Origin of the sequence: Marinobacterium stanieri (assembly GCF_900155945.1) — a bacterium.
Classification (GTDB): domain Bacteria; phylum Pseudomonadota; class Gammaproteobacteria; order Pseudomonadales; family Balneatricaceae; genus Marinobacterium; species Marinobacterium stanieri.
Genome location: NZ_FTMN01000008.1, coordinates 16,200 through 34,706, shown reverse-complemented (window position 1 = coordinate 34,706; position 18,507 = coordinate 16,200). Strand labels below are relative to the sequence as shown.

21 protein-coding genes are annotated in these 18,507 nt (G+C 58.1%); 3 read left to right on the top strand and 18 right to left on the bottom strand.

Annotated features, from left to right (window positions below; all coding sequences use genetic code 11):
- Positions 1 to 97: 97 nt before the first annotated feature.
- The 8 genes from BW956_RS16295 to ffh form a co-directional block, all read right to left on the bottom strand.
- Positions 98 to 829, bottom strand: coding sequence for a DsbC family protein (locus BW956_RS16295; protein WP_076464289.1), 732 nt, complete (start codon positions 827 to 829; stop codon positions 98 to 100).
- Positions 830 to 889: 60 nt separating this feature from the next.
- A complete protein-coding gene (gene xerD / locus BW956_RS16290; RefSeq protein ID WP_076464286.1) occupies positions 890 to 1,819 on the bottom strand; it encodes a site-specific tyrosine recombinase XerD in 930 nt (309 codons plus the stop codon).
- Positions 1,816 to 3,210 (bottom strand): hypothetical protein, encoded by a 1,395-nt coding sequence (locus tag BW956_RS16285; protein WP_076464283.1) that lies wholly within the window; start codon positions 3,208 to 3,210, stop codon positions 1,816 to 1,818. The genes xerD and BW956_RS16285 overlap by 4 nt, the downstream gene beginning before the upstream one ends.
- 156 nt (positions 3,211 to 3,366) lie before the next feature.
- A complete protein-coding gene (gene rplS / locus BW956_RS16280) occupies positions 3,367 to 3,723 on the bottom strand; it encodes a 50S ribosomal protein L19 (protein WP_010323405.1) in 357 nt (118 codons plus the stop codon).
- A 9-nt stretch (positions 3,724 to 3,732) separates the two neighbouring features.
- Positions 3,733 to 4,491: a tRNA (guanosine(37)-N1)-methyltransferase TrmD gene (gene trmD / locus BW956_RS16275; protein WP_010323406.1), complete on the bottom strand. Its 759-nt coding sequence runs from the start codon at positions 4,489 to 4,491 to the stop codon at positions 3,733 to 3,735.
- A gap of 3 nt (positions 4,492 to 4,494) precedes the next feature.
- Positions 4,495 to 5,034, bottom strand: a complete 540-nt coding sequence (gene rimM, locus BW956_RS16270; protein ID WP_010323407.1) for a ribosome maturation factor RimM — start codon at positions 5,032 to 5,034, stop codon at positions 4,495 to 4,497.
- 15 nt (positions 5,035 to 5,049) lie between these two features.
- On the bottom strand, positions 5,050 to 5,301 hold the full coding sequence (gene rpsP, locus BW956_RS16265; RefSeq protein WP_010323408.1) for a 30S ribosomal protein S16: 252 nt from the start codon (positions 5,299 to 5,301) through the stop codon (positions 5,050 to 5,052).
- Between the two features lie 180 nt (positions 5,302 to 5,481).
- Positions 5,482 to 6,864 (bottom strand): signal recognition particle protein, encoded by a 1,383-nt coding sequence (gene ffh / locus BW956_RS16260; RefSeq protein ID WP_010323409.1) that lies wholly within the window; start codon positions 6,862 to 6,864, stop codon positions 5,482 to 5,484.
- 152 nt (positions 6,865 to 7,016) lie between these two features.
- Here ffh and BW956_RS16255 point away from each other — a divergent pair, with 152 nt between their 5' ends.
- Together BW956_RS16255 and BW956_RS16250 are read left to right on the top strand one after the other, a co-directional pair.
- A complete protein-coding gene (locus tag BW956_RS16255) occupies positions 7,017 to 7,817 on the top strand; it encodes a cytochrome C assembly family protein (protein ID WP_076464280.1) in 801 nt (266 codons plus the stop codon).
- A gap of 57 nt (positions 7,818 to 7,874) precedes the next feature.
- Positions 7,875 to 9,149: an HlyC/CorC family transporter gene (locus tag BW956_RS16250; RefSeq protein WP_076464277.1), complete on the top strand. Its 1,275-nt coding sequence runs from the start codon at positions 7,875 to 7,877 to the stop codon at positions 9,147 to 9,149.
- Positions 9,150 to 9,164: 15 nt separating this feature from the next.
- Here BW956_RS16250 and BW956_RS16245 read toward each other — a convergent pair whose 3' ends face one another.
- Both BW956_RS16245 and BW956_RS16240 read right to left on the bottom strand, forming a co-directional pair.
- The gene (locus tag BW956_RS16245) at positions 9,165 to 9,356 is read right to left on the bottom strand and encodes a DUF1289 domain-containing protein (protein WP_010323412.1); all 192 of its coding nucleotides are present in this window, start codon (positions 9,354 to 9,356) and stop codon (positions 9,165 to 9,167) included.
- Positions 9,353 to 9,949 (bottom strand): NUDIX hydrolase, encoded by a 597-nt coding sequence (locus tag BW956_RS16240; protein WP_010323413.1) that lies wholly within the window; start codon positions 9,947 to 9,949, stop codon positions 9,353 to 9,355. Before BW956_RS16240 ends, BW956_RS16245 begins: the two co-directional genes overlap by 4 nt.
- 119 nt (positions 9,950 to 10,068) lie before the next feature.
- Here BW956_RS16240 and BW956_RS16235 point away from each other — a divergent pair, with 119 nt between their 5' ends.
- The gene (locus BW956_RS16235; RefSeq protein ID WP_076464274.1) at positions 10,069 to 10,632 is read left to right on the top strand and encodes an NUDIX hydrolase; all 564 of its coding nucleotides are present in this window, start codon (positions 10,069 to 10,071) and stop codon (positions 10,630 to 10,632) included.
- A gap of 5 nt (positions 10,633 to 10,637) precedes the next feature.
- Here BW956_RS16235 and BW956_RS16230 read toward each other — a convergent pair whose 3' ends face one another.
- The 8 genes from BW956_RS16230 to BW956_RS16195 are packed head-to-tail and all read right to left on the bottom strand — an operon-like array spanning position 10,638 to position 18,382.
- Complete coding sequence (locus tag BW956_RS16230; RefSeq protein ID WP_244894384.1) at positions 10,638 to 12,452, bottom strand: V-type ATP synthase subunit A; 1,815 nt, start codon at positions 12,450 to 12,452, stop codon at positions 10,638 to 10,640.
- A gap of 5 nt (positions 12,453 to 12,457) precedes the next feature.
- Positions 12,458 to 13,156 (bottom strand): hypothetical protein, encoded by a 699-nt coding sequence (locus tag BW956_RS16225; RefSeq protein ID WP_076464269.1) that lies wholly within the window; start codon positions 13,154 to 13,156, stop codon positions 12,458 to 12,460.
- Positions 13,156 to 13,836 carry an ATPase gene (locus BW956_RS16220; protein WP_076464266.1) on the bottom strand — a complete coding sequence of 227 codons (681 nt, stop codon included), beginning with the start codon at positions 13,834 to 13,836 and terminating at the stop codon, positions 13,156 to 13,158. Before BW956_RS16220 ends, BW956_RS16225 begins: the two co-directional genes overlap by 1 nt.
- Positions 13,837 to 13,845: 9 nt before the next feature.
- Entirely contained in the window at positions 13,846 to 14,292 is a 447-nt protein-coding gene (locus BW956_RS16215; protein ID WP_010323418.1) for an ATP synthase subunit C, read from the bottom strand.
- Positions 14,280 to 16,076, bottom strand: a complete 1,797-nt coding sequence (locus BW956_RS16210; RefSeq protein WP_076464263.1) for a V-type ATP synthase subunit I — start codon at positions 16,074 to 16,076, stop codon at positions 14,280 to 14,282. Before BW956_RS16210 ends, BW956_RS16215 begins: the two co-directional genes overlap by 13 nt.
- Positions 16,073 to 16,678 carry a V-type ATP synthase subunit D gene (locus BW956_RS16205; RefSeq protein WP_076464260.1) on the bottom strand — a complete coding sequence of 202 codons (606 nt, stop codon included), beginning with the start codon at positions 16,676 to 16,678 and terminating at the stop codon, positions 16,073 to 16,075. The genes BW956_RS16210 and BW956_RS16205 overlap by 4 nt, the downstream gene beginning before the upstream one ends.
- Positions 16,679 to 16,684: 6 nt before the next feature.
- Positions 16,685 to 18,043: a V-type ATP synthase subunit B gene (locus BW956_RS16200; RefSeq protein WP_076464257.1), complete on the bottom strand. Its 1,359-nt coding sequence runs from the start codon at positions 18,041 to 18,043 to the stop codon at positions 16,685 to 16,687.
- A 27-nt stretch (positions 18,044 to 18,070) separates the two neighbouring features.
- Complete coding sequence (locus BW956_RS16195) at positions 18,071 to 18,382, bottom strand: YqfO family protein (protein ID WP_010323422.1); 312 nt, start codon at positions 18,380 to 18,382, stop codon at positions 18,071 to 18,073.
- Between the last annotated feature and the right edge of the window lie 125 nt (positions 18,383 to 18,507).

Genomic DNA, 18,507 nt, shown 5'->3' with positions numbered 1-18,507 from the left:
GTCACCGCCAGCCGGCGGTTAAAAAATGGGCTCCAGTATAGCGAAAAGGCGGGTCATGCACTACGCATGCCCGCCTCGGATACAGCCTGTTTCACGCTTAGTTGAGTTTAAGCGTCTGTTTCAGCCGTTCTGCTGGCACATAACCCGGCAGCAGGCGACCATCTTCCAGTACCAGCGCCGGTGTACCGGTGACACCCAGCTTCTGGCCCAGGGCAAATTGCTCCATGACCGGTGTTTCACAATCGTCTACATCCACACGGCCACCGGACTTGGCTTCATCCATGCGCTCGCGGCGCTCTTCAGCCGTACCGCACCAGATGCTGTTCATGGTCGTAAAGGCGCGCGAGCCCTGACCGCCACGAGGGAACGCCAGATAATTCACCTGTACGCCCATCTCATTGAGGGCGGGCACTTCATCATGCAGTTTGCGGCAGTAAGGGCAATCCACATCGGTGAACACATGAATGGTGGCTTTCACCTCGCCTTCCGGCTTATACACAACCTGATCGTCTTCGGACAGCGCCTGCATGGCAGCAACACGTTGCTCGGCACGTTTCTCTTCAGTCAGGTTCACCAGCCCCTGCTCTTCTACCTTGTACAGCTGCCCGGCCAGCAGATACTGTCCCTGACCGTCGGAGTACAGGGTTTCGCCGCTATTCAGCGTTACCGCATACAGACCTGCCAGCGGTGCGGGCTCAATACTTTCAACCTTGAGGCGACTGTCCACCTGGTTCAGCTGCTGTTTGATCTTTTCTTCAGCGGTATCAACCGCCCAGGCGGTGCCGGTCATGGCCAGCATGAGCGCAGATGTCAGGGTAAGGGATCGCATGAATGCCTCTGTATTTCCGTATTGATTTGAGAGTTTGATTATACTCGCTCCAGATAGTTCCTAACCGCGCGGGTGATGTTCCCGATGCAGGCTCTGGAGACGATGATTGGCCACATGGGTATATATCTGAGTGGTCGAGAGATCACTGTGGCCCAGCAACATCTGCACCACGCGCAAGTCAGCGCCATGATTGATCAGGTGCGTAGCAAAGGCGTGGCGCAGCACATGGGGTGACAGGGGCTTGTCGATGCCGCTTTCCACCGCATAGCGTCGTATCCGGTACCAGAATGCCTGGCGCGTCATCATCTGGCCACGCTGACTCAAGAACAGCCCCTCTTCCCGGGTATTCTGAGCCAGCAACCCGCGTGACTGCTGCAGGTAACGCTCAATCCAGCGCAGCGCTTCATCCCCGACCGGCACCAGTCGCTCCTTGTCACCCTTGCCAACCACCCGAATGACACCAAGGCGCTGGTTAACCTGTTCCAGCTGCAAGCCGACCAGCTCACTGATGCGCAACCCTGAAGCATACAACACTTCCAGCATGGCGCGGTCACGCAAGCCCAACACATCGCTGCAGTCAGGCGCAGCCAAAAGCCGTTCCACTTCCTCTTCACTGAGTGTTTTTGGCAGCGGACGCGCCGGGCGTGGGTTATCCAGATTCAATGTAGGGTCAACATCCAGATAGCGCTCACGCAACAGAAAACGATAGAAGCCGCGCAGGCAGGACAAGAGGCGCGAGGTCGAACTGCTTTTCAGCTGCTGCTCCAGGCGCCAGTGCAGATAGGATTGTAACTCGCTGCGGCCTGCCTGAAGCAGGCCCGTATTACGCGTATTGAGCCAGACAGCGTACTGCCAGAGATCGCGCTGGTAGGAGGCACGAGAATTATCACTGAGCCCCTTTTCCAGCCAAAGACTGTTGAGCCAAAGCTCGACCAGTTGTTGATCAGCGGCAGCGGGACGCTGACGGGTTTTACGCCCGTCAACGCTCAACGATAAACCTCAACCTGCTCGATACGTGAGAACTCCAGCGGATACTCGGCCTTACCCTGCGCCAAGCGCTGGGAAACGCGAATGCCATCACTGTCAACCGACACCAGCTGACCGGACACATCACGGCCAAAGTAGGTAAAGATACGCACCTGAGCTCCCAGGTGGTCCCCCAGTTGTTCCTTGGGCGTCAGCTTAAAGCCCCTCGCTTCAGGCTGCTGGCGGCGGGATGAACGCGAAGATACCGCTGCCGGCGCCGCTTCAGCCGGTGCCTCGGCGCTGTCTGCAACGCTTTCGGCGTCTGTTGCTTCAACTTCAGCACCCGGTTCTTCAACGGTTTCGCTGGCACCATTCTCGCGCGCGATGGCCGCTGCATTACCGGCCTGGCTGACCTGAGTGATCAGCGCCATCCAGTCAACACCGTCCAGTGGCAGCTGCTTGCCATTCACTTCAACCGCCGGGTTGGCCTTCTGAATCAGATATACCGGATCCTGCGCCATCATCATTTCACCGGCACCGAAACCACCAATCGGATTCAGTGACACCGTCAGACGTCCGCCCTTGCCCTGCAGGTCCTGATACGCCTGGAACCAGCTGTCAGGAATTTCGATACCGTTGGAATCCAGCCAGGCACGATAAAGACGGAAATGCTCGGCACGATATTCCGGTGCGGTGACACCGCTTTCACGGGCACAGAAGACAGCCAAACGCGAGTTATAGCCCTTATCGGTATAGTTCAGCTCAAATTTTTCCAGACGCGCAGTGCCGGTCGCCTGCATGGGGTTACGCAGTTGATCCGGGTCGGCGCTGAAACGCATATCAAACTTGAGCTCAGCCAGGCCATCGATATCGGCCAAGATGGAGAATTCCAGTTTGCGAGTCTGCTGGTCACCGCTGTAATGCAGATTCAGATCGGTCTCCAGTGAACGGTAGCCCATGCCGCGCAGGGCGTTCACATCCAGATGACGTACATCGCCGCAGGCCAGTGCCGTGGGGCTGACATGTAAAGGATTGGCTTCACGCTGCAGGTCTATCTGCTGCTGCATCGCCTTGAGAACGCCGCTGTTCAGGCCCTGCTCCAGACGCTGAAAGTGCACATTCAGGGTTTCCGGCGGCTCATCTCCACCGGTAAGCCAGTACATGGGACTACCGGGACGCACACGCACGGCATCAACCGTAATGGGCTCATAGGAGCCTGAGGGGGTCACTTCAAGCTTGTTTACACCCACGGTGCCATCGGGGTGGGCATAGATGGCGCCATAACTGACCTGAGCAAAGGGTGCCGCAGCCTCCACCAGATCGTCGATACTGGTTTTCACCTTGTACCAGTAGATTCCATAAGCAGCGCCTACCAGTAATACCAGCACCACAAGCAGAGTTCCGAGCCTGCGCATGCAACACCTCGTTCCATTCAGTTGCTAAAGGTTCAATTCTAGGTAGTGCTTATGTTAATTGCGAGGGGTCAGATCAAGAAAAACCGTAAACAGGGGGCAACAAAAAAGGCAGCCCTGAGGCTGCCTTTTTTTGCTTGGACACGAGAGAACTCGTGCTTAGCCCAGCTTTTCCTTGATGCGCGCAGACTTACCGCTACGCTCACGCAGGTAGTACAGCTTAGCCTGGCGCACGTCACCGCGACGCTTGACTTCGATCTGTTCAACAGTCGGGCTGTAAGTCTGGAAAGTACGCTCAACGCCCACACCGTGGGAGATTTTACGAACGGTGAAAGCAGAGTTCAGGCCGCGGTTACGCTTGCCCAGAACAACACCTTCAAACGCCTGCAGACGGCTACGAGAACCTTCCACAACACGTACCTGTACGACAACGGTATCGCCCGGTGCAAAAGCCGGGACTTCTTTGCTCATCTGTTCAGCTTCGATCTGCTGAATAATAGCGCTTTTGTTGCTCATTGCTTGCTCCTAAATTTTGCCCCCGCCGGCCCCTTGGGCCTGGCGGATATATTCGCTTAACAACGTCTGCTGTTCGGGGTTCAGCTCGATCTTTTCCAACAGGTCCGGTCTACGCTCCCAGGTACGTCCCAACTGCTGCTGCAGGCGCCAGCGGCGGATATCCGCATGGTTGCCACTGAGCAGAACCGGCGGCACCGTTTGGCCATCCAGCTCTTCAGGGCGGGTGTAATGGGGACAATCCAGAAGCCCTTCAAAGAAGGAGTCTTCGATCGCCGAATCCTTGTGCCCCAGTACTCCCGGGACCATGCGAGACACGGCATCCACCATTACCATTGCCGGCAGCTCACCACCGCTGAGGACAAAGTCACCCAGTGACCACTCCTCATCCACTTCACTCTGCAGCAGGCGTTCATCAATACCTTCATAACGCCCGGCCACGAGTATCAGCTTGTCGCTGGCAGCCAGTTCACAGACTCCCACCTGGTCGAGTTTGCGTCCCTGAGGTGACAGATAAATCACCCGGGCGCCCTCGCCGGCAGCAGTCTTGGCAGCGTGAATTGCATCGCGCAGCGGCTGGACCTTCATCAACATGCCGGGACCACCGCCATAGGGGCGGTCATCCACGGTGCGATGGCGGTCATGGGTGAAATCGCGGGGATTCCAGCATTCCACACTGACCAGTCCGTTGCGCACTGCCCTTCCGGTGACGCCGTAGCGGGTAACCGCCTCGAACATCTCCGGAAAAAGGCTGACAATTCCGAACCACATGACTCAGAAATCGGGGTCCCAATCGACCCGCATGCTTCCCGAGTTCAGATCTACTTCCTTTACCACCTGATCAGGCAACCAGGGGATCAACCGCTGTTGGCGATCGATGCTCTCGGCTGTGCCCTTGACCACCAGCACATCATTGGCGCCGGTTTCCATCAGGTGGCTTACCCGTCCCAGCAATACGCCGGATTCGGTGTATACCAACAGGTTTTCCAGCTGGCTCCAGTAATACTCACCGGTCTCCAGTTGTGGCAGCTCGGAGGCGGAAACCTTGATTTCACGACCGTTCCAGAGACGTGCCTCTTCCGGAGTATTCACACCGGCCAATTTGGCGATCAGGCCCTTGCCATGGCGTTTGCCAGCTTCCAGTTTGACTGGCGTCAGACGCCCGTCGCACTCCACCTGCCATGAGCTGTAGTTCAGTATGTTCTCCATCGGGTCGGTGTAAGAGTAGACCTTGATCCACCCTTTGACGCCGTAAGGAGCGGTGAAACGACCCAGTACAACCAGATCATCGGCGTTTTCACTTGTTACTGACACGGCCTGAATCCGACCTTACTCTGCTGCTTTGCGTGCGTCTTTGAGCAGCTGAGCAACACGCTCAGAAGCCTGAGCACCTTTGCCAACCCAGTACTCAACACGTTCCAGGTTTACGCGCAGACGCTCTTCCTGACCACGAGCCAGCGGGTTGAAGAAACCAACACGCTCAATAAAGCGGCCGTCACGCGCATTACGCGAATCAGCTACTGTGATGTGATAGAAAGGACGCTTTTTAGCGCCACCGCGAGACAAACGAATAGTGACCATGCGCTGGACCCCTTTATTTCGCCGGATGGGTTTTGAGATCGCCCATCATTAGAATTCTCCGTTTCCCCAGCCATACTGCCCAGGATAAACGAAGGCCAAATTAAACAGGGCGGCAATTCTACGGGAAAGCGCCGCCCTTGGAAAGCAAAAAGCTCAGTTTTTAAACACCCTTAGGGGGCATTACATGCGCGGGAAACCGCCGCCTCCGCCCATGCCCGGCGGCATCATGCCTTTCATGCCACGCGCGAGCTTGGCCATGCCGGATTTGGAACCGAACTTCTTCATCATTTTTGCCATCTGCTTGTGCTGTTTCAGCAGACGGTTGACGTCCTGGATCTGGGTACCCGAGCCCATGGCAATACGGCGTTTGCGCGAGCCACTGATCACATCCGGGTGGCGGCGTTCATGCGGTGTCATCGAGTTGATGATGACACACATCTGCTGAATACCTTTCTCCGCCTGGGCCGCCTGTGCAGCCTGCGCCATCTGACCCATGCCCGGCAGTTTTTCCAGCATGGACATCATGCCGCCCATGTTCTGCATCTGCTGGATCTGCTCACGGAAGTCTTCCAGGTCAAAGCCCTTGCCCTTGGTGACCTTCTTGGCAAATTTTTCGGCCTTGTCCTTGTCGATCTTGTGCTCGGCTTCCTCGATCAGGGAGAGCACATCGCCCATGCCCAGAATACGGGAAGCCACACGGTCCGGATGGAAGGGCTCCAGAGCATCGGTTTTCTCGCCCACACCCAGGAACTTGATCGGCTTGCCGGTAATATGACGCACGGACAGCGCGGCACCGCCACGGGCATCACCATCGGTCTTGGTCAGGATGACACCGGTCAACGGCAGGACTTCGTTGAACGCCTTGGCCGTGTTGGCCGCGTCCTGACCGGTCATGGAGTCAACCACGAACAGGGTTTCCACCGGCTTGACGGAGGCATGCAGACGCTTGATCTCATCCATCATGTCGCCGTCGACGTGCAAACGACCGGCGGTATCGAGAATCAGAACATCAAACGCCTTGATACGGGCATGCTGGATCGCCGCTTCGGCAATATCCACCGGGTCCTGGTCAGCACTGGAGGGGAAGAACTCGACCCCTACTTCACCGGCCAGGGTTTCCAGCTGGCGAATCGCGGCCGGACGATAGACATCCGCCGATACCACCAGCACCTTTTTCTTCTTGCGCTCTTTAAGGTAGCGCGACAGCTTTGCAACAGAGGTGGTTTTACCCGCACCCTGCAGACCGGCCATCATCAATACTGCAGGCGGCTGAGTCGCCAGGTCCAGCTCGGCATTCGCCTCGCCCATGACCTTGACCAGCTCTTCGTTAACGATCTTGACGAACACCTGACCGGGGCTGAGGCTCTTGCTGACCTCCTGACCAACAGCACGTTCCTTCACGCTGTTGATGAATTCCTTGACCACCGGCAGCGCAACATCGGCTTCCAGCAGTGCCATCCGGACCTCACGCAGAGTGCCCTTGATGTTGTCTTCGGTCAGTTTCGCCTGACCGGTCACACTGCGCAGCGTATGCGTTAACCGTTCTGTCAGATTATCAAACATCGAATACCTCTATCTGGCCGCAGCTGCCGCCCCGACACCTGCCTTAAAACGCTTTGGCGACATATTATACAGGAGCCCCCGCCGGTGGGGCACCTCATATTTCCTCCTCCCGGCATTTGTGCCACACTTAGCCGCCATTAAGGAGGATAGGAATGCTGATCATTACGACGCTTGTCGCCGCTCTGTGTTATTCCCTAGCGACCTGGATGCAATGGCAACGCCTGTCCACCGGACCCAATGACGGCCGTGGCGCGACGCTGCGCATGCTGGGCGCGGGTGCTTTTGCATTGCACGGATACTCAGTGTATCAGGTCCTGCACCAGCCGGGTGGCATCGACCTGGGCTTCTTCCCGGTCGGCTCGCTTATCGCCTGGGTTGTGGCCGGACTGGTTCTGATCAGCAGCCTGCGACAGAAACTGGACAACCTGTTTATTGGCGTTTTCCCGTTGGCGGCCATAACAGCATTGCTGTCCATCACTGGTATTGAAGAGCCCCAGGCCAAGCCCTATGCCGGTGGTCTGATCGCCCACATCCTGCTATCCCTGCTGGCCTACAGCCTGTTTACCATTTCTGCAGTGCAGGCCATTCTCCTGTCGCGTCAGGAAAGTGCGCTGAAGCACCATCATACCCGTGGCCTGGTTGCCTCCCTGCCACCGCTGCAGATGATGGAGCGCCTGCTGTTCGACACACTCTGGGCCGGTTTCATTCTGCTCACCGCTTCGCTCATCTCCGGCGTGGTGTTTGTCGAAAACCTGTTTGCCCAGCACCTGGCCCATAAAACTGCGCTCTCTATCCTTGCCTGGGTGGTGTATGCCATCTTGCTGGGCGGTCGATATTTCCTGGGCTGGCGTGGCCGCACGGCCGTGCGCTGGACACTGGGCGGCTTTATTGTGCTGATGCTGGCGTTTTTCGGCTCCAAACTGGTACTGGAGTTGCTACTAAACACGCCTTGACACCCGCAGGGCCTGACCAGAAAATGAACGCCCCGAATTAAGATAAGGTTTTGTCCCTTGGACGATGCGTCGATAGGCACACTGACGATCATTCTAGTTGTGCTGATTTTCTGTTCAGCTTTTTTCTCCAGCTCCGAAACCGGCATGATGTCGCTCAACCGTTACCGGTTGCGCCATCTGGTCAAGAGCGGACACCGCTCTGCACGCAAGGCCAACAGCCTGCTGGAGCGCCCTGACCGCCTTATCGGCCTGATCCTGATCGGCAATAACTTCGTCAACATCCTGGCATCCGCCATCGCCACCGTTATCGCGGTACGCCTTTGGGGTGACGCCGGTATTGCCATCGCAACCGCAGGCCTGACACTGGTTATCCTGATTTTTGCCGAAGTATCGCCGAAAACCATGGCGGCACTGCACCCCGAGAAAATTGCCTTTCCGGCCTCCTATATCCTGCAACCGATGCTGAAAATCGCATACCCGCTGGTATGGATCATCAACGGCATCACCAACGGTTTCCTGCGTCTGTTTGGCGTCAACGTCAACGACGCCGGCAATGAACACCTGAGTACCGAAGAGCTGCGCACCATCGTGCACGAAGCTGGTTCACTGCTGCCGCATCGCAACCAGTCCATGCTGCTGGGCGTACTGGAGCTGAACGAGGTCACCGTCAACGACATCATGATCCCGCGCAACGAGGTCGAGGGGATCGACCTGGATCTGGAGATGGACGAGATCCTCCAGCTGCTGTCCAAGACCCGCCACACACGCCTGCCGGTGTACCGCGGCGACATCAACAACATTGTCGGCATCCTGCACATGCGCAACCTGGCGCAGTTGATCCAGCAGGGCAAGGTGACCAAGCCGGCCATCATGCAGGTGGTGCATGAAGCCTATTTCGTGCCGGAAAGCACACCGCTGCAGACCCAATTGCTGAACTTCCAGAAGCACAGCCGCCGCATTGCCGTGGTAGTGGATGAATACGGTGATATCGAAGGCGTAGTAACGCTGGAAGATATTCTGGAAGAGATCGTTGGTGAGCTGTCCAACGAGAAGGATGACACCAACCAGGACATCCACCCACAGGAAGATGGCAGTTACTTTATCGACGGCAGCGCCTATGTCCGCGAAATCAACAAGGCGTTGAAGTGGCAGCTGCCCACGGATGGCCCCAAGACATTGAACGGTCTGATTACGGAGATTCTGGAATCCATTCCCGATGCCAATGTCTGCCTTGAGGTAAACGGCTATCGTATGGAAACCCTGCAGATCTGTGACAACCTGGTCAAAACCGTGCGTGCCAGCAAGACGGCCAAGGCACGGGAAACCCTCTAACCGGTATAGGTGGCGTTAGCAGGCTTCGCCCTGCTCTCGCCGCCTCACCAGCGCCCAAACCGCCCGCTTTTCTTCATTACTCATGCGGCCCCAGTGGCTGATCTCCATGCCACTGCGGTGACAGGCAATACAGATATCGCCTTCTCCAAGAGCACAGACGCCAATGCAGGGACTGGGCACAGGACGGTTATCGGTGGTATCGGTCAAAGCTCGGCCTCCAGGTGTTCGGGGCGGGGTTTCATCGGAATATCGGCATCAAAGCCCACGTTCAGCAGCTCGGCCAGAATGTAGGCGGTCAGCCCCCAAATCACATCCCCCTGCCAGCTCCAGGCCGGAACATAACGGGTCTGGCCGGCGAAGTCGAGCCGATCCATGCGGCGGTTTTCCGGCGCCAGCAGGAAACTCAGCGGCACACGCAGAATACGGTCAATTTCGCCGGGATTGGCCTTCAGCGGCTGCTGTTCTGCCACAACACCCACCCAGGGCATAACCTGAAGATGATGCTTGGATACCACCTGCCCCAGCGAACCGATGATTTCCACATCACGGCTGTGCAGGTCAACTTCCTCATGCGCTTCTCGCAGAGCCGTGGCCAACAGGTCAGCATCTTCAGGGTCACGTTTGCCGCCGGGGAAGGAAACTTCACCACTGTGGGTCGACAAGGTAGCCGCTCTGAGCGTCAAGATCACTTCCGGGTCGGGGCGGTCCGTCAGGGCCACCAGAACACCTGCTTCACGGCCACGGGTTCTGAGGCGCCAAGGACGGTGATGGTGCAAACGCTTACGTAACTGATCCAGCATGCAGACAACCAATGCGAAAAAGAGGCATTTATAATACCGCTGTAATCGACCTGTCGCGACCCCACGTAAAATGCCACAATTCACATTCAGCTTCGGCAAGCGACAACCAAGGGTTTGAAATGAAATATTGCAGCCAGTGCAGCCATCCGGTCAGCGTACGAGTCCCCGAGGGCGATAACCGGGAGCGCTATGTCTGCGACAACTGCGGCAGCATCCACTACCAGAATCCGCGCATTATCGCCGGCTGCCTGCCGGTGCACGGTGATCGTGTGCTGTTGTGCAAGCGTGCCATCGAGCCGCGTTACGGCTACTGGACGCTGCCCGCAGGCTTTATGGAAAACGGCGAGTCCACTGAAACAGCTGCCCTGCGCGAGACCCGCGAAGAAGCTCAGGCCGAGGTTGTGCTGCGCAAGCTGTATACGGTCACCTCGATTCTGCACGTGAACCAGGTGCAGATGATCTATCTGGCAGACCTGCCGGAAGAAAAGTTTGGCATCAGTGAAGAAACCCTGGAAACACGCCTGTTCCGTGAAGACGAGATCCCCTGGGATGAGTTGGCATTCACCACTATCGGCAACGCCCTGAGGTACTACTTTGCCGATCGCGCCAAGGCCGAGCCCAGCTTTCCCCTGCGCCATCTGGAGATTGAGCCGGGCTACGCCGAGCTGTTACTGCAAACCTGACCGGTTCAGGCCTGCACGTGGTACACCATCTCCTTGATGTCAGCCAGATAACGTCGGTAGTCCGGACTGTCATGGCGACTGTAGTTGAGGTTGCGGAACAGGCCTGCCAGTTTGACGAAATGCGCTCGCACATTTTCCTTTTCGGTCATCGCCGGCGGGTTATCCAGGCAGTCGATCAACAGACCAAAAAGTTCCTGCTGGCGACTGATGGGCGTTGAAGCATCCACATCGTCAAAGGCATCCTGCTGTAGATAGACCTGGTCAAGACACTGGGATTTTTGCCAGATCAGGTAATCCTCCAGCGTAACCCCCTCTTCGCCCGTCACCTGCATCATCTGCTGCACCCGCTCGCCCTCGCGGATCAGGCTCAGCATACGCTTCACCTGTGCCACCCACTGTGGCGACAGCTCATCGCTGTACCAGTTCTCCAGCTGATCCAGATAGCGTGACCAGGAGATCAACGGATCCACTGCCGGGTAGGCGCGCTTGTAGGCACGCTCGGCACTCAGGCCCAGGAAGGTTTTCACCGTACGCAGCGTCGACTGGGTCACCGGCTCCTCAAAGTTGCCGCCGGCGGGCGATACCGTGCCAATCAGGGTCAGACTGCCCTGCTCGCGATCATTGGTCTGTACCAGGCCGGCACGCTCATAGAGCGCACGTACTGCCGAGTCCAGATAGGCCGGAAAGGCCTCTTCACCCGGTATCTCTTCCAAACGGCCCGAGGTTTCACGCATGGCCTGAGCCCAGCGTGAAGTGGAGTCCGCGATCAACAGCACGTTATAGCCCATCTGGCGGTAGTATTCGCTGATGGTGATACCGGTATAGATGGAGGCTTCACGGGCCGCAACCGGCATGGACGAGGTGTTACAGATAATCACCGTGCGGTCCATCAGGGTGCCGCCACGCGGGTCCGGCATATTGGGGAACTCGGTAATGGTTTCCACCACCTCGCCGGCACGCTCGCCACAGGCCACGATGACCACGATATCCACATTGGAGTAGCGCGAAATCAGGCCCTGCAGCACGGTTTTACCGGCACCGAACGGTCCCGGAATACAGGCGGTGCCGCCCAGCGCAACCGGGAAGAAGGTGTCGATCAAGCGGATACTGGTCAGCATCGGTTGCTGTGGAAACAGGCGCTGGTTATAACCCTCTCGCAACAGGTCACGGTTGACCGGTACGCGCACCGGCCAGCGCTGCTGCATGCTGACTTCACGCTCGCTGCCATTGGCCAGACGCAGGCGCACCACGGGCGTTGAAACAGTGAAGCTGCCCTCCTGCACCCAGGTGACCTCGGCTTCCCCGCGCAAATTGAACGGCACCATGATCTTGTGACTGAAGCGGCTTTCGGGCACACGCCCCAGCAGGTCGCCTGCCTTAACCCTGGCCCCTACCTTCACGCTGGGCTGAAATGACCACTTCTGCTGCTGGTCAATGCCATCTACTTCCAGGCCGCGCGGCAGGAAAAAACCATGCTGGCCGGCAATCACTTCCAGTGGATTCTGCAAACCATCATAGACCTGTCCCAACAGGCCCGGCCCCAGCGATACCGACAGCATCTGGCCGGTTTGCTCAACGCCATCACCAACGGACACACCTCGGGTGGTCTCGAACACCTGCACATCAGCTTCACCATGACGTACACGCAGCACTTCGGCCTGCAGTTTTTCCAGCCGCTCGCCATCACTGCGCTGTGGACAGATCAGCACCACCTCGTTCTTGGTAATGGGATAAAACTCGCCCTCGTCATCCTTCAGCATGCGGATACTGACGATGTCGTCATGGACACCTATTACCCGTGCACTGGGGGTCTGGTTCATGCTCATTAACCTGCCTCTGTCACAGCGTCGACCGGCTCATCCAGCTCCAGCCCGGAGAGGGCGCGGTCGACCAGTTGCGAAAAATGGGTCTGCGCGGCGTCACCCTGCCAGCGCAAACGATACTCGGCCAGCGACCAGCGCAGCCGATAGGCCGCAATGGCCATCAGGGTAAAGGGGTGGCTTTGCTCCAACAGGCGCAACTTGCGCCATAGCCGTTCCAGAATCTGCTGTTCCAGCTCCAGGCACTGCCCCTGCTTGAGCTGGGCCAGGGATTCGATCAACCAGGGATAGCGACGCCCCAGGCCAAAGTCGGGTTGCTGCCAGTCACGTTTGATAATCCATACACGCCGACCATAGCCCTGAAAGCTACCACCTTCGGCCTGACCTGCCAGACGGTAGCGCTGCGCCGCAATCAGGCTGCGCCACTCAAGATTCTCTTCCAATACACGCCGCAAGGGCTTGTCCGGAATCGCCGCCAGCTCCTGTTGCCAGTGCAGTACTTCATCCCGGTCAGAGAAACCCTCGTCTCCACTGCGCTCACGCTGGAACAGGCGCAGCGCCCGCTCCAGTACTGCCCGGTCATCCTCGCTCAGCATGGTCAGACGCTGTTCCAGCTGCAGTACCGAAATCGGCAGCTCCTTCAACTGACTCATGGATGGCGGCAGGGCAGGCAAAGCCGGGACCAGGGTGTAGTACAGCGACACTAGCGAATCACCCCTTCCAGAATGGCACGGAAACGGGGCTGCAGGTGGCGCAGCAGCAGCTCAGCCAGGGCACGGTCACTGAGATCGATTTCCGCATCCTCACCGTTACAGCGAATACAGATGCCACGCCCGTCATGCAGATCCAGCGTCACCCCGTCACGCAGTTGCACGTTCAGCTGCTCCTGAACGAACTGGCTAAGCTTGCCCTCACGATAGGCATGGGGGTTGCGGCGCAGCTCTTCCAGGCCCACCACACCGGCCGGCAACAGCACCTCAACTCTTGGCATGGCGCACAGGGACGCATCCTGACAGGCCTGCTGCACCACTTCCTGAATCACGTCGCGGATAAAGGTCTCGCTGTCCAGCTGTTCGCTGACCTGCATCCGCACCCGGTCGGCAAAGGTATGCGCCAGTTGCTCGCGCAGCTGCAACTGCATGTCCCGTGCTGCCATTTTCAGGGCATCCTCGCCGGCACGGCGCAGTCGCTCGGCGTCTTCACGGGCCTTGCGCCGCAGCTGCTCGGCTTCCTGCTGCGCCTGTTCGACCAGCCAGTTGGCACGACGCTCGGCTTCTTCCACCAGCTCCGAGGCTTTTTGCTGCCCCTGCTCCACACCCTGCTCACGCAGTTGCTGGATCAGCTTTTCAACGCCGGATGCGGCCTGCTGTTGTTGCTCACTCATGGCGCCCCCTTAGCCCGGAATGCCGGCACTGATCACCAGAGCAAAGATGAAGGCGAATACGGCGAAGCCTTCAACGATGGCCGCCGGCGCCACCGACATACCGAAGATCTCCGGTTTGATTTTGGACACGTTAATCGCGCTGGCACAGCACTGCCCCTGGCGAATGGCACTGAACATCAGCGCCAGCCCTGCCAGAATCCCGATGGCGAACAGGCCGGGTGCGTTATCCAGCGTCACCGCCCGGTTCAATGAGAACATCACCACGATGCCGTAGATCGTCTGCGACGAGGGCATAGCGGCGATACCCACGTAGCGCCCATGTCCGGTTTCCGTTTCCAGCAAGGCGCCACAGGCTGCCTGCCCCGCCAGCGCACAGCCGATAATGCTGCCGATCGCGCCCAATGCCATGGGGCCGTAAAGCCCCGCCCATCCCAGTGCCAGTATCAGGTTATCCAAGGGTCGACCTCCCGCTTGGTGAACGGTTGAAAAGCGTAGCCTTCATCAGCAAGGCTCCAGTTATAGAACTCGATCAGATTCAGGCGCAGGCCGTGGATCACACCACTGACCACCGCCAGTACAAAGTTGAGCAGATGTCCGGCCAGCAGAATCAGTACCTCGAAGAACAGGCCAATACCGGGCACGGCAGCCGCCACATCGGTGGCCAGCTGGTTAAAGGTGACGGCCAGCGAAGCACTGGCAAGCCCCAGCGCGAACAGGCGCAGATAACTCAGCACATCGCCAAACATTTTGGACACACCAGTGAGGGCCAGCAGGCCATCTACCAGGCGCCAGGCGATGGACGATGCTCCCTGCATGGGACGCTCACTGGAGAACAGCAGAATCATCAACAAGCCCAGCCCCAGCAGCCCCCATTCCAGTCCCAGTTGCTGTCGCAGCCAGGCACTGAGGCCCGCCACAATCACCAGCGTCCAGCCCAGGGGGGCCAGTGCCGTCAGCCGGTGCCGGGCACGCCAGGCAGTGATCAGGTTCGCCAGAATCAGGTGACTGGCGCCCATCACCACCGAGATGCGCATCATGCTGTCAAAGTCGTTCATATCCACCAGCTTCAGGACCGCCAGGGGCCCTGGTGGTGGAGCACCAAAGTAGCTGCCCACCAGCACGCCCCAGCCCGCTGAGAACAGCGCCAGGGTAGCACCCAATACACGCAGACGGCAGCCGGTTTCAGAACGTCCCATACGGTTCCAGTAAAACAGCAAGACCAGCCCCAGCAGCAAGGCATAACCGGCATCCGACAGAATCAGGGCAAAGAAGGCGGCAAAGGAGAAAAACACCACGCGGGAAGGGTCCCAGGCCCGATAACCGGGCATCTGATAAAAACGCACCACCTCTTCACCGCCCGCCAGCTGGGCCGGGTTATCCAGCAGAGTTGGCGGCAGTTCGTCATCCGCTACCGCTTCCAGCAACAACACTAACCCTTCGGCGTCGGCAAAGGCCTGCAACTCGTCCGCTCGCGCAGCGGGCAGCCAGCCCTGCAACGCAAAAATCTTGTCATCATCCAGGGTTTGACGAGACACCCGCTCACGCTCGGCCATATCCTCGCTGCCCGCCATGGAGCGCTGCAGCAGATACAGCCAGCGGGTATGGGCTTCACGCTCAGCCTTGAGCGCTTCGATTTCAATCTCGAGATCTTCCAGCTCACGCTTGAGCTGATTCAGCGGCACCGAGCCGGTATGGGTACGTGCCACCGGCATTTGATTGGTGCGCGGCTCGTCCTTTGCCATCACGGCCACGTAAGCGTGACGGTTATCCCGATGCACCAGTGACCAGGGCAACTCGGTGTGTTTCAGCTCGTGCATGCGGTAGTTGGGGACCAGATAGAACCAGAGCCGATAGCCCAACAACCTCTCATCACCGGGCAGCTCAAAGTTGCCCCAGGGTTCCAGATCACGAATACGCTTACACAGGAAGTCGAGACGTTCACTCAACTGCAGGTGCTGTTTGCGGTTATCCAGCACCTCTGCCACCACATCCGGCAAGCGGAAATGGCGCTCGGCCGTCACCTGACGACGCTTTTGCGGACAACTTAGCAGGTAACGAATGGCCTGCTGCAACGCATCCGGCGCAACGCCTTGTGTACAACCGGCTTCAATATCGAAGGCAGGATCATCACGCAGGGGAATAATATGCATGAGACCCAGCCCTTGCAGCCGGTCGAGCACCTGTTCCTTATCACCGGTCAGGCCGATGAGCGTCGCTTTATGCAGTGTCTGGATACTCATTGGACGGCCATCCTTGCGCGCTTGCTCTTGGCAATCTTGGCGCGTACAACCCCGGCCCGTTCGGCATCCGAGAGGGCAATACGAATACGTCGTATATTGCGCTCTGTTTGCGGAATCAACACCTTATCGAACAGGTTGAGGCGCTGGGTGGTTTTCTGCAGCCCTGCTTCCAGGCGCTGCAGACGTACCTCCTGGTTACGCAATTCCAGCTTCAGTGCCATCACGCTTGCCAGGTGTTCCACCAGCACATCCACCCACTGCGGCAATGCCAGACGGGAATATTCGGCACGGTCAATTTCGATGTGATCAATCACCGGCAGCTCGATACCGACCAGATTTTCGGTGCGTTGCTCAACACCCTTGAGCTTCACCAGATCACCCAGCGCCAGCGTGGTACCGGCCAGCATGGGCAGCTGCACCCGAACCTGTGCTTCGATATCCAGAATCTGCTGCTGCACGTCAGCCAGGCGATGCTTTGCCTTCAACCGCGCCGCCAGGATCTGTTTGCGCTTGAGATCCAGTGCCGGCACAAACTGGCGGAAGGATTTCAGCCGCTGCTGCTCATGGTTGAGCGTGCTTTTGTTCAGCGCCAGCTTCGCCATGGTGAATCACCCGGCCTGACGCTGAGGGAAGTATTTATCCACAAGCTGCTGTTTCATCAACAGCTCTTCCGGCTGGAAGCATTCAGAGAGCGTCTGCCAGCACAGATCCAGCGCCTCCTCCAACGGCAGTGACACGCCAATATCCATAAAGCGATCGCGGAAGAGTGCGCCGAACTGCAGCAGACGCTCGTCATATTCGGTCAGATCAAAGGACATGGCCTGTTTCTGCTGGGCATCCCGTGCTTCGGCATAGAACCTGACCATGGTATTCATGATCTGGCCATGATCCTCGCGCGTTACCTTGCCGATCACATGCTGTTTAAGCCGCGACAGGGAACCGAAGGGGTCCAGCACACCGTTATGCAGGTAGAACTGACCCTCGGTGATATAGCCCGTGTTATCCGGCACCGGGTGGGTGACGTCATCACCCGGCATGGTCGTCACGGAAAGGATGGTCACCGAACCGGCGCCCTTGTAATCACAGGCCTTCTCGTAGCGGCGTGCCAGCTGGGAGTAAAGATCGCCGATATAGCCACGGTTGGACGGCACGTGCTCCATGGAGATACCCACTTCCTTGAGCGCGTCGGCATAGGCGGTCATATCGGTGAGCAGCACCAGGACACGCTTGCCCTCCTCTACCGCAAAGCGTTCTGCCACCGCCAGCGCCATATCCGGCACCAGCAGGCCTTCTACCACCGGGTCTGAACCCAGGTGAGCGAAGGTCACGGTACGGGCACTGACGCCGGCCTCTTCAAAGGCACGGCGGAAGAAGTGGTAATCATCAAAGATCAAACCGATACCACCAAACACCACCACATCGGCGTCAGCATTGGCACCGATCTGGGCCAGCAGGCGGTTATAGGGCTCGCCGGCCACGGAGAAAATGGGGATTTTCTGGCTTTCGACCAGAGAGTTGAACACATCGATCATGGGCACGTTGGTGCGAATCATGCGCGATGCCAGAATACGGCGCACCGGATTCACCGTGGGACCGTCGATATCGATACGCGCTTCTTCGCTAAGCGCCGGCCCGCCATCAATGGGGCGACCGGAACCGGAGAAGGCACGGCCCAGAATATTGGGAGAGAAGGTCACCTGCATGGGGTGTCCCAGAAAACGCACGCCGGCCTTGGTGGACAGCCCCTTGGTGCCGGAGAACACCTGCAGCGACACGCTGTCGTCGTCCAGCTGGATCACCTGCGCCATATAGGGCGGCTGATCCGGGTCGAGGATATTTTCGATCAGCGCCAGATCGCCAAAGCCAATGGCACTGACATCGCCTTCCGCCGGTGAGGGTACGTGCACCCGCACAATATCGCCGACGATTTCGAGAATTCGAGAGTAACGCACCAGTAGCTGTGTCACAGCGACCTCCCTTTGCTGCCAGCTCGCCTAGAAATCGGCCAGCTTATAGACTTCGTAAGCGACTTCCTCGTAGGGGTGCGCCTGTTTCAAGGTGGCAACGGCCAGCCGAATCAGGTCATCACGGCACACCATCTCCACTTTCAGTTCAGCCACGTGTTCAAGACGGTTATGCTGCCCCAAATGCGGGTTGGCACCCTCCAGCGGGCGGAATTGACCTGTCCCCAGGGTTTGCCAGCAGCATTGGTCATAATCGCCGATTTTACCCACACCCGCCTCAAACAAAGCTGATTTGACGGGTTCGGCATCGGGCTCAGGTACGAAGAAACACAGCTTGTACATTCCGCCTCCATACGTTACCGAAACGCAATAACCATAGCCGTGAAGACAGGGGAGCAGCAAGCCTATTTATACTTTGCCGGCAGGAAGTGACAAAAACATTGCCGCAGCGCACAAATAAAAGAGCC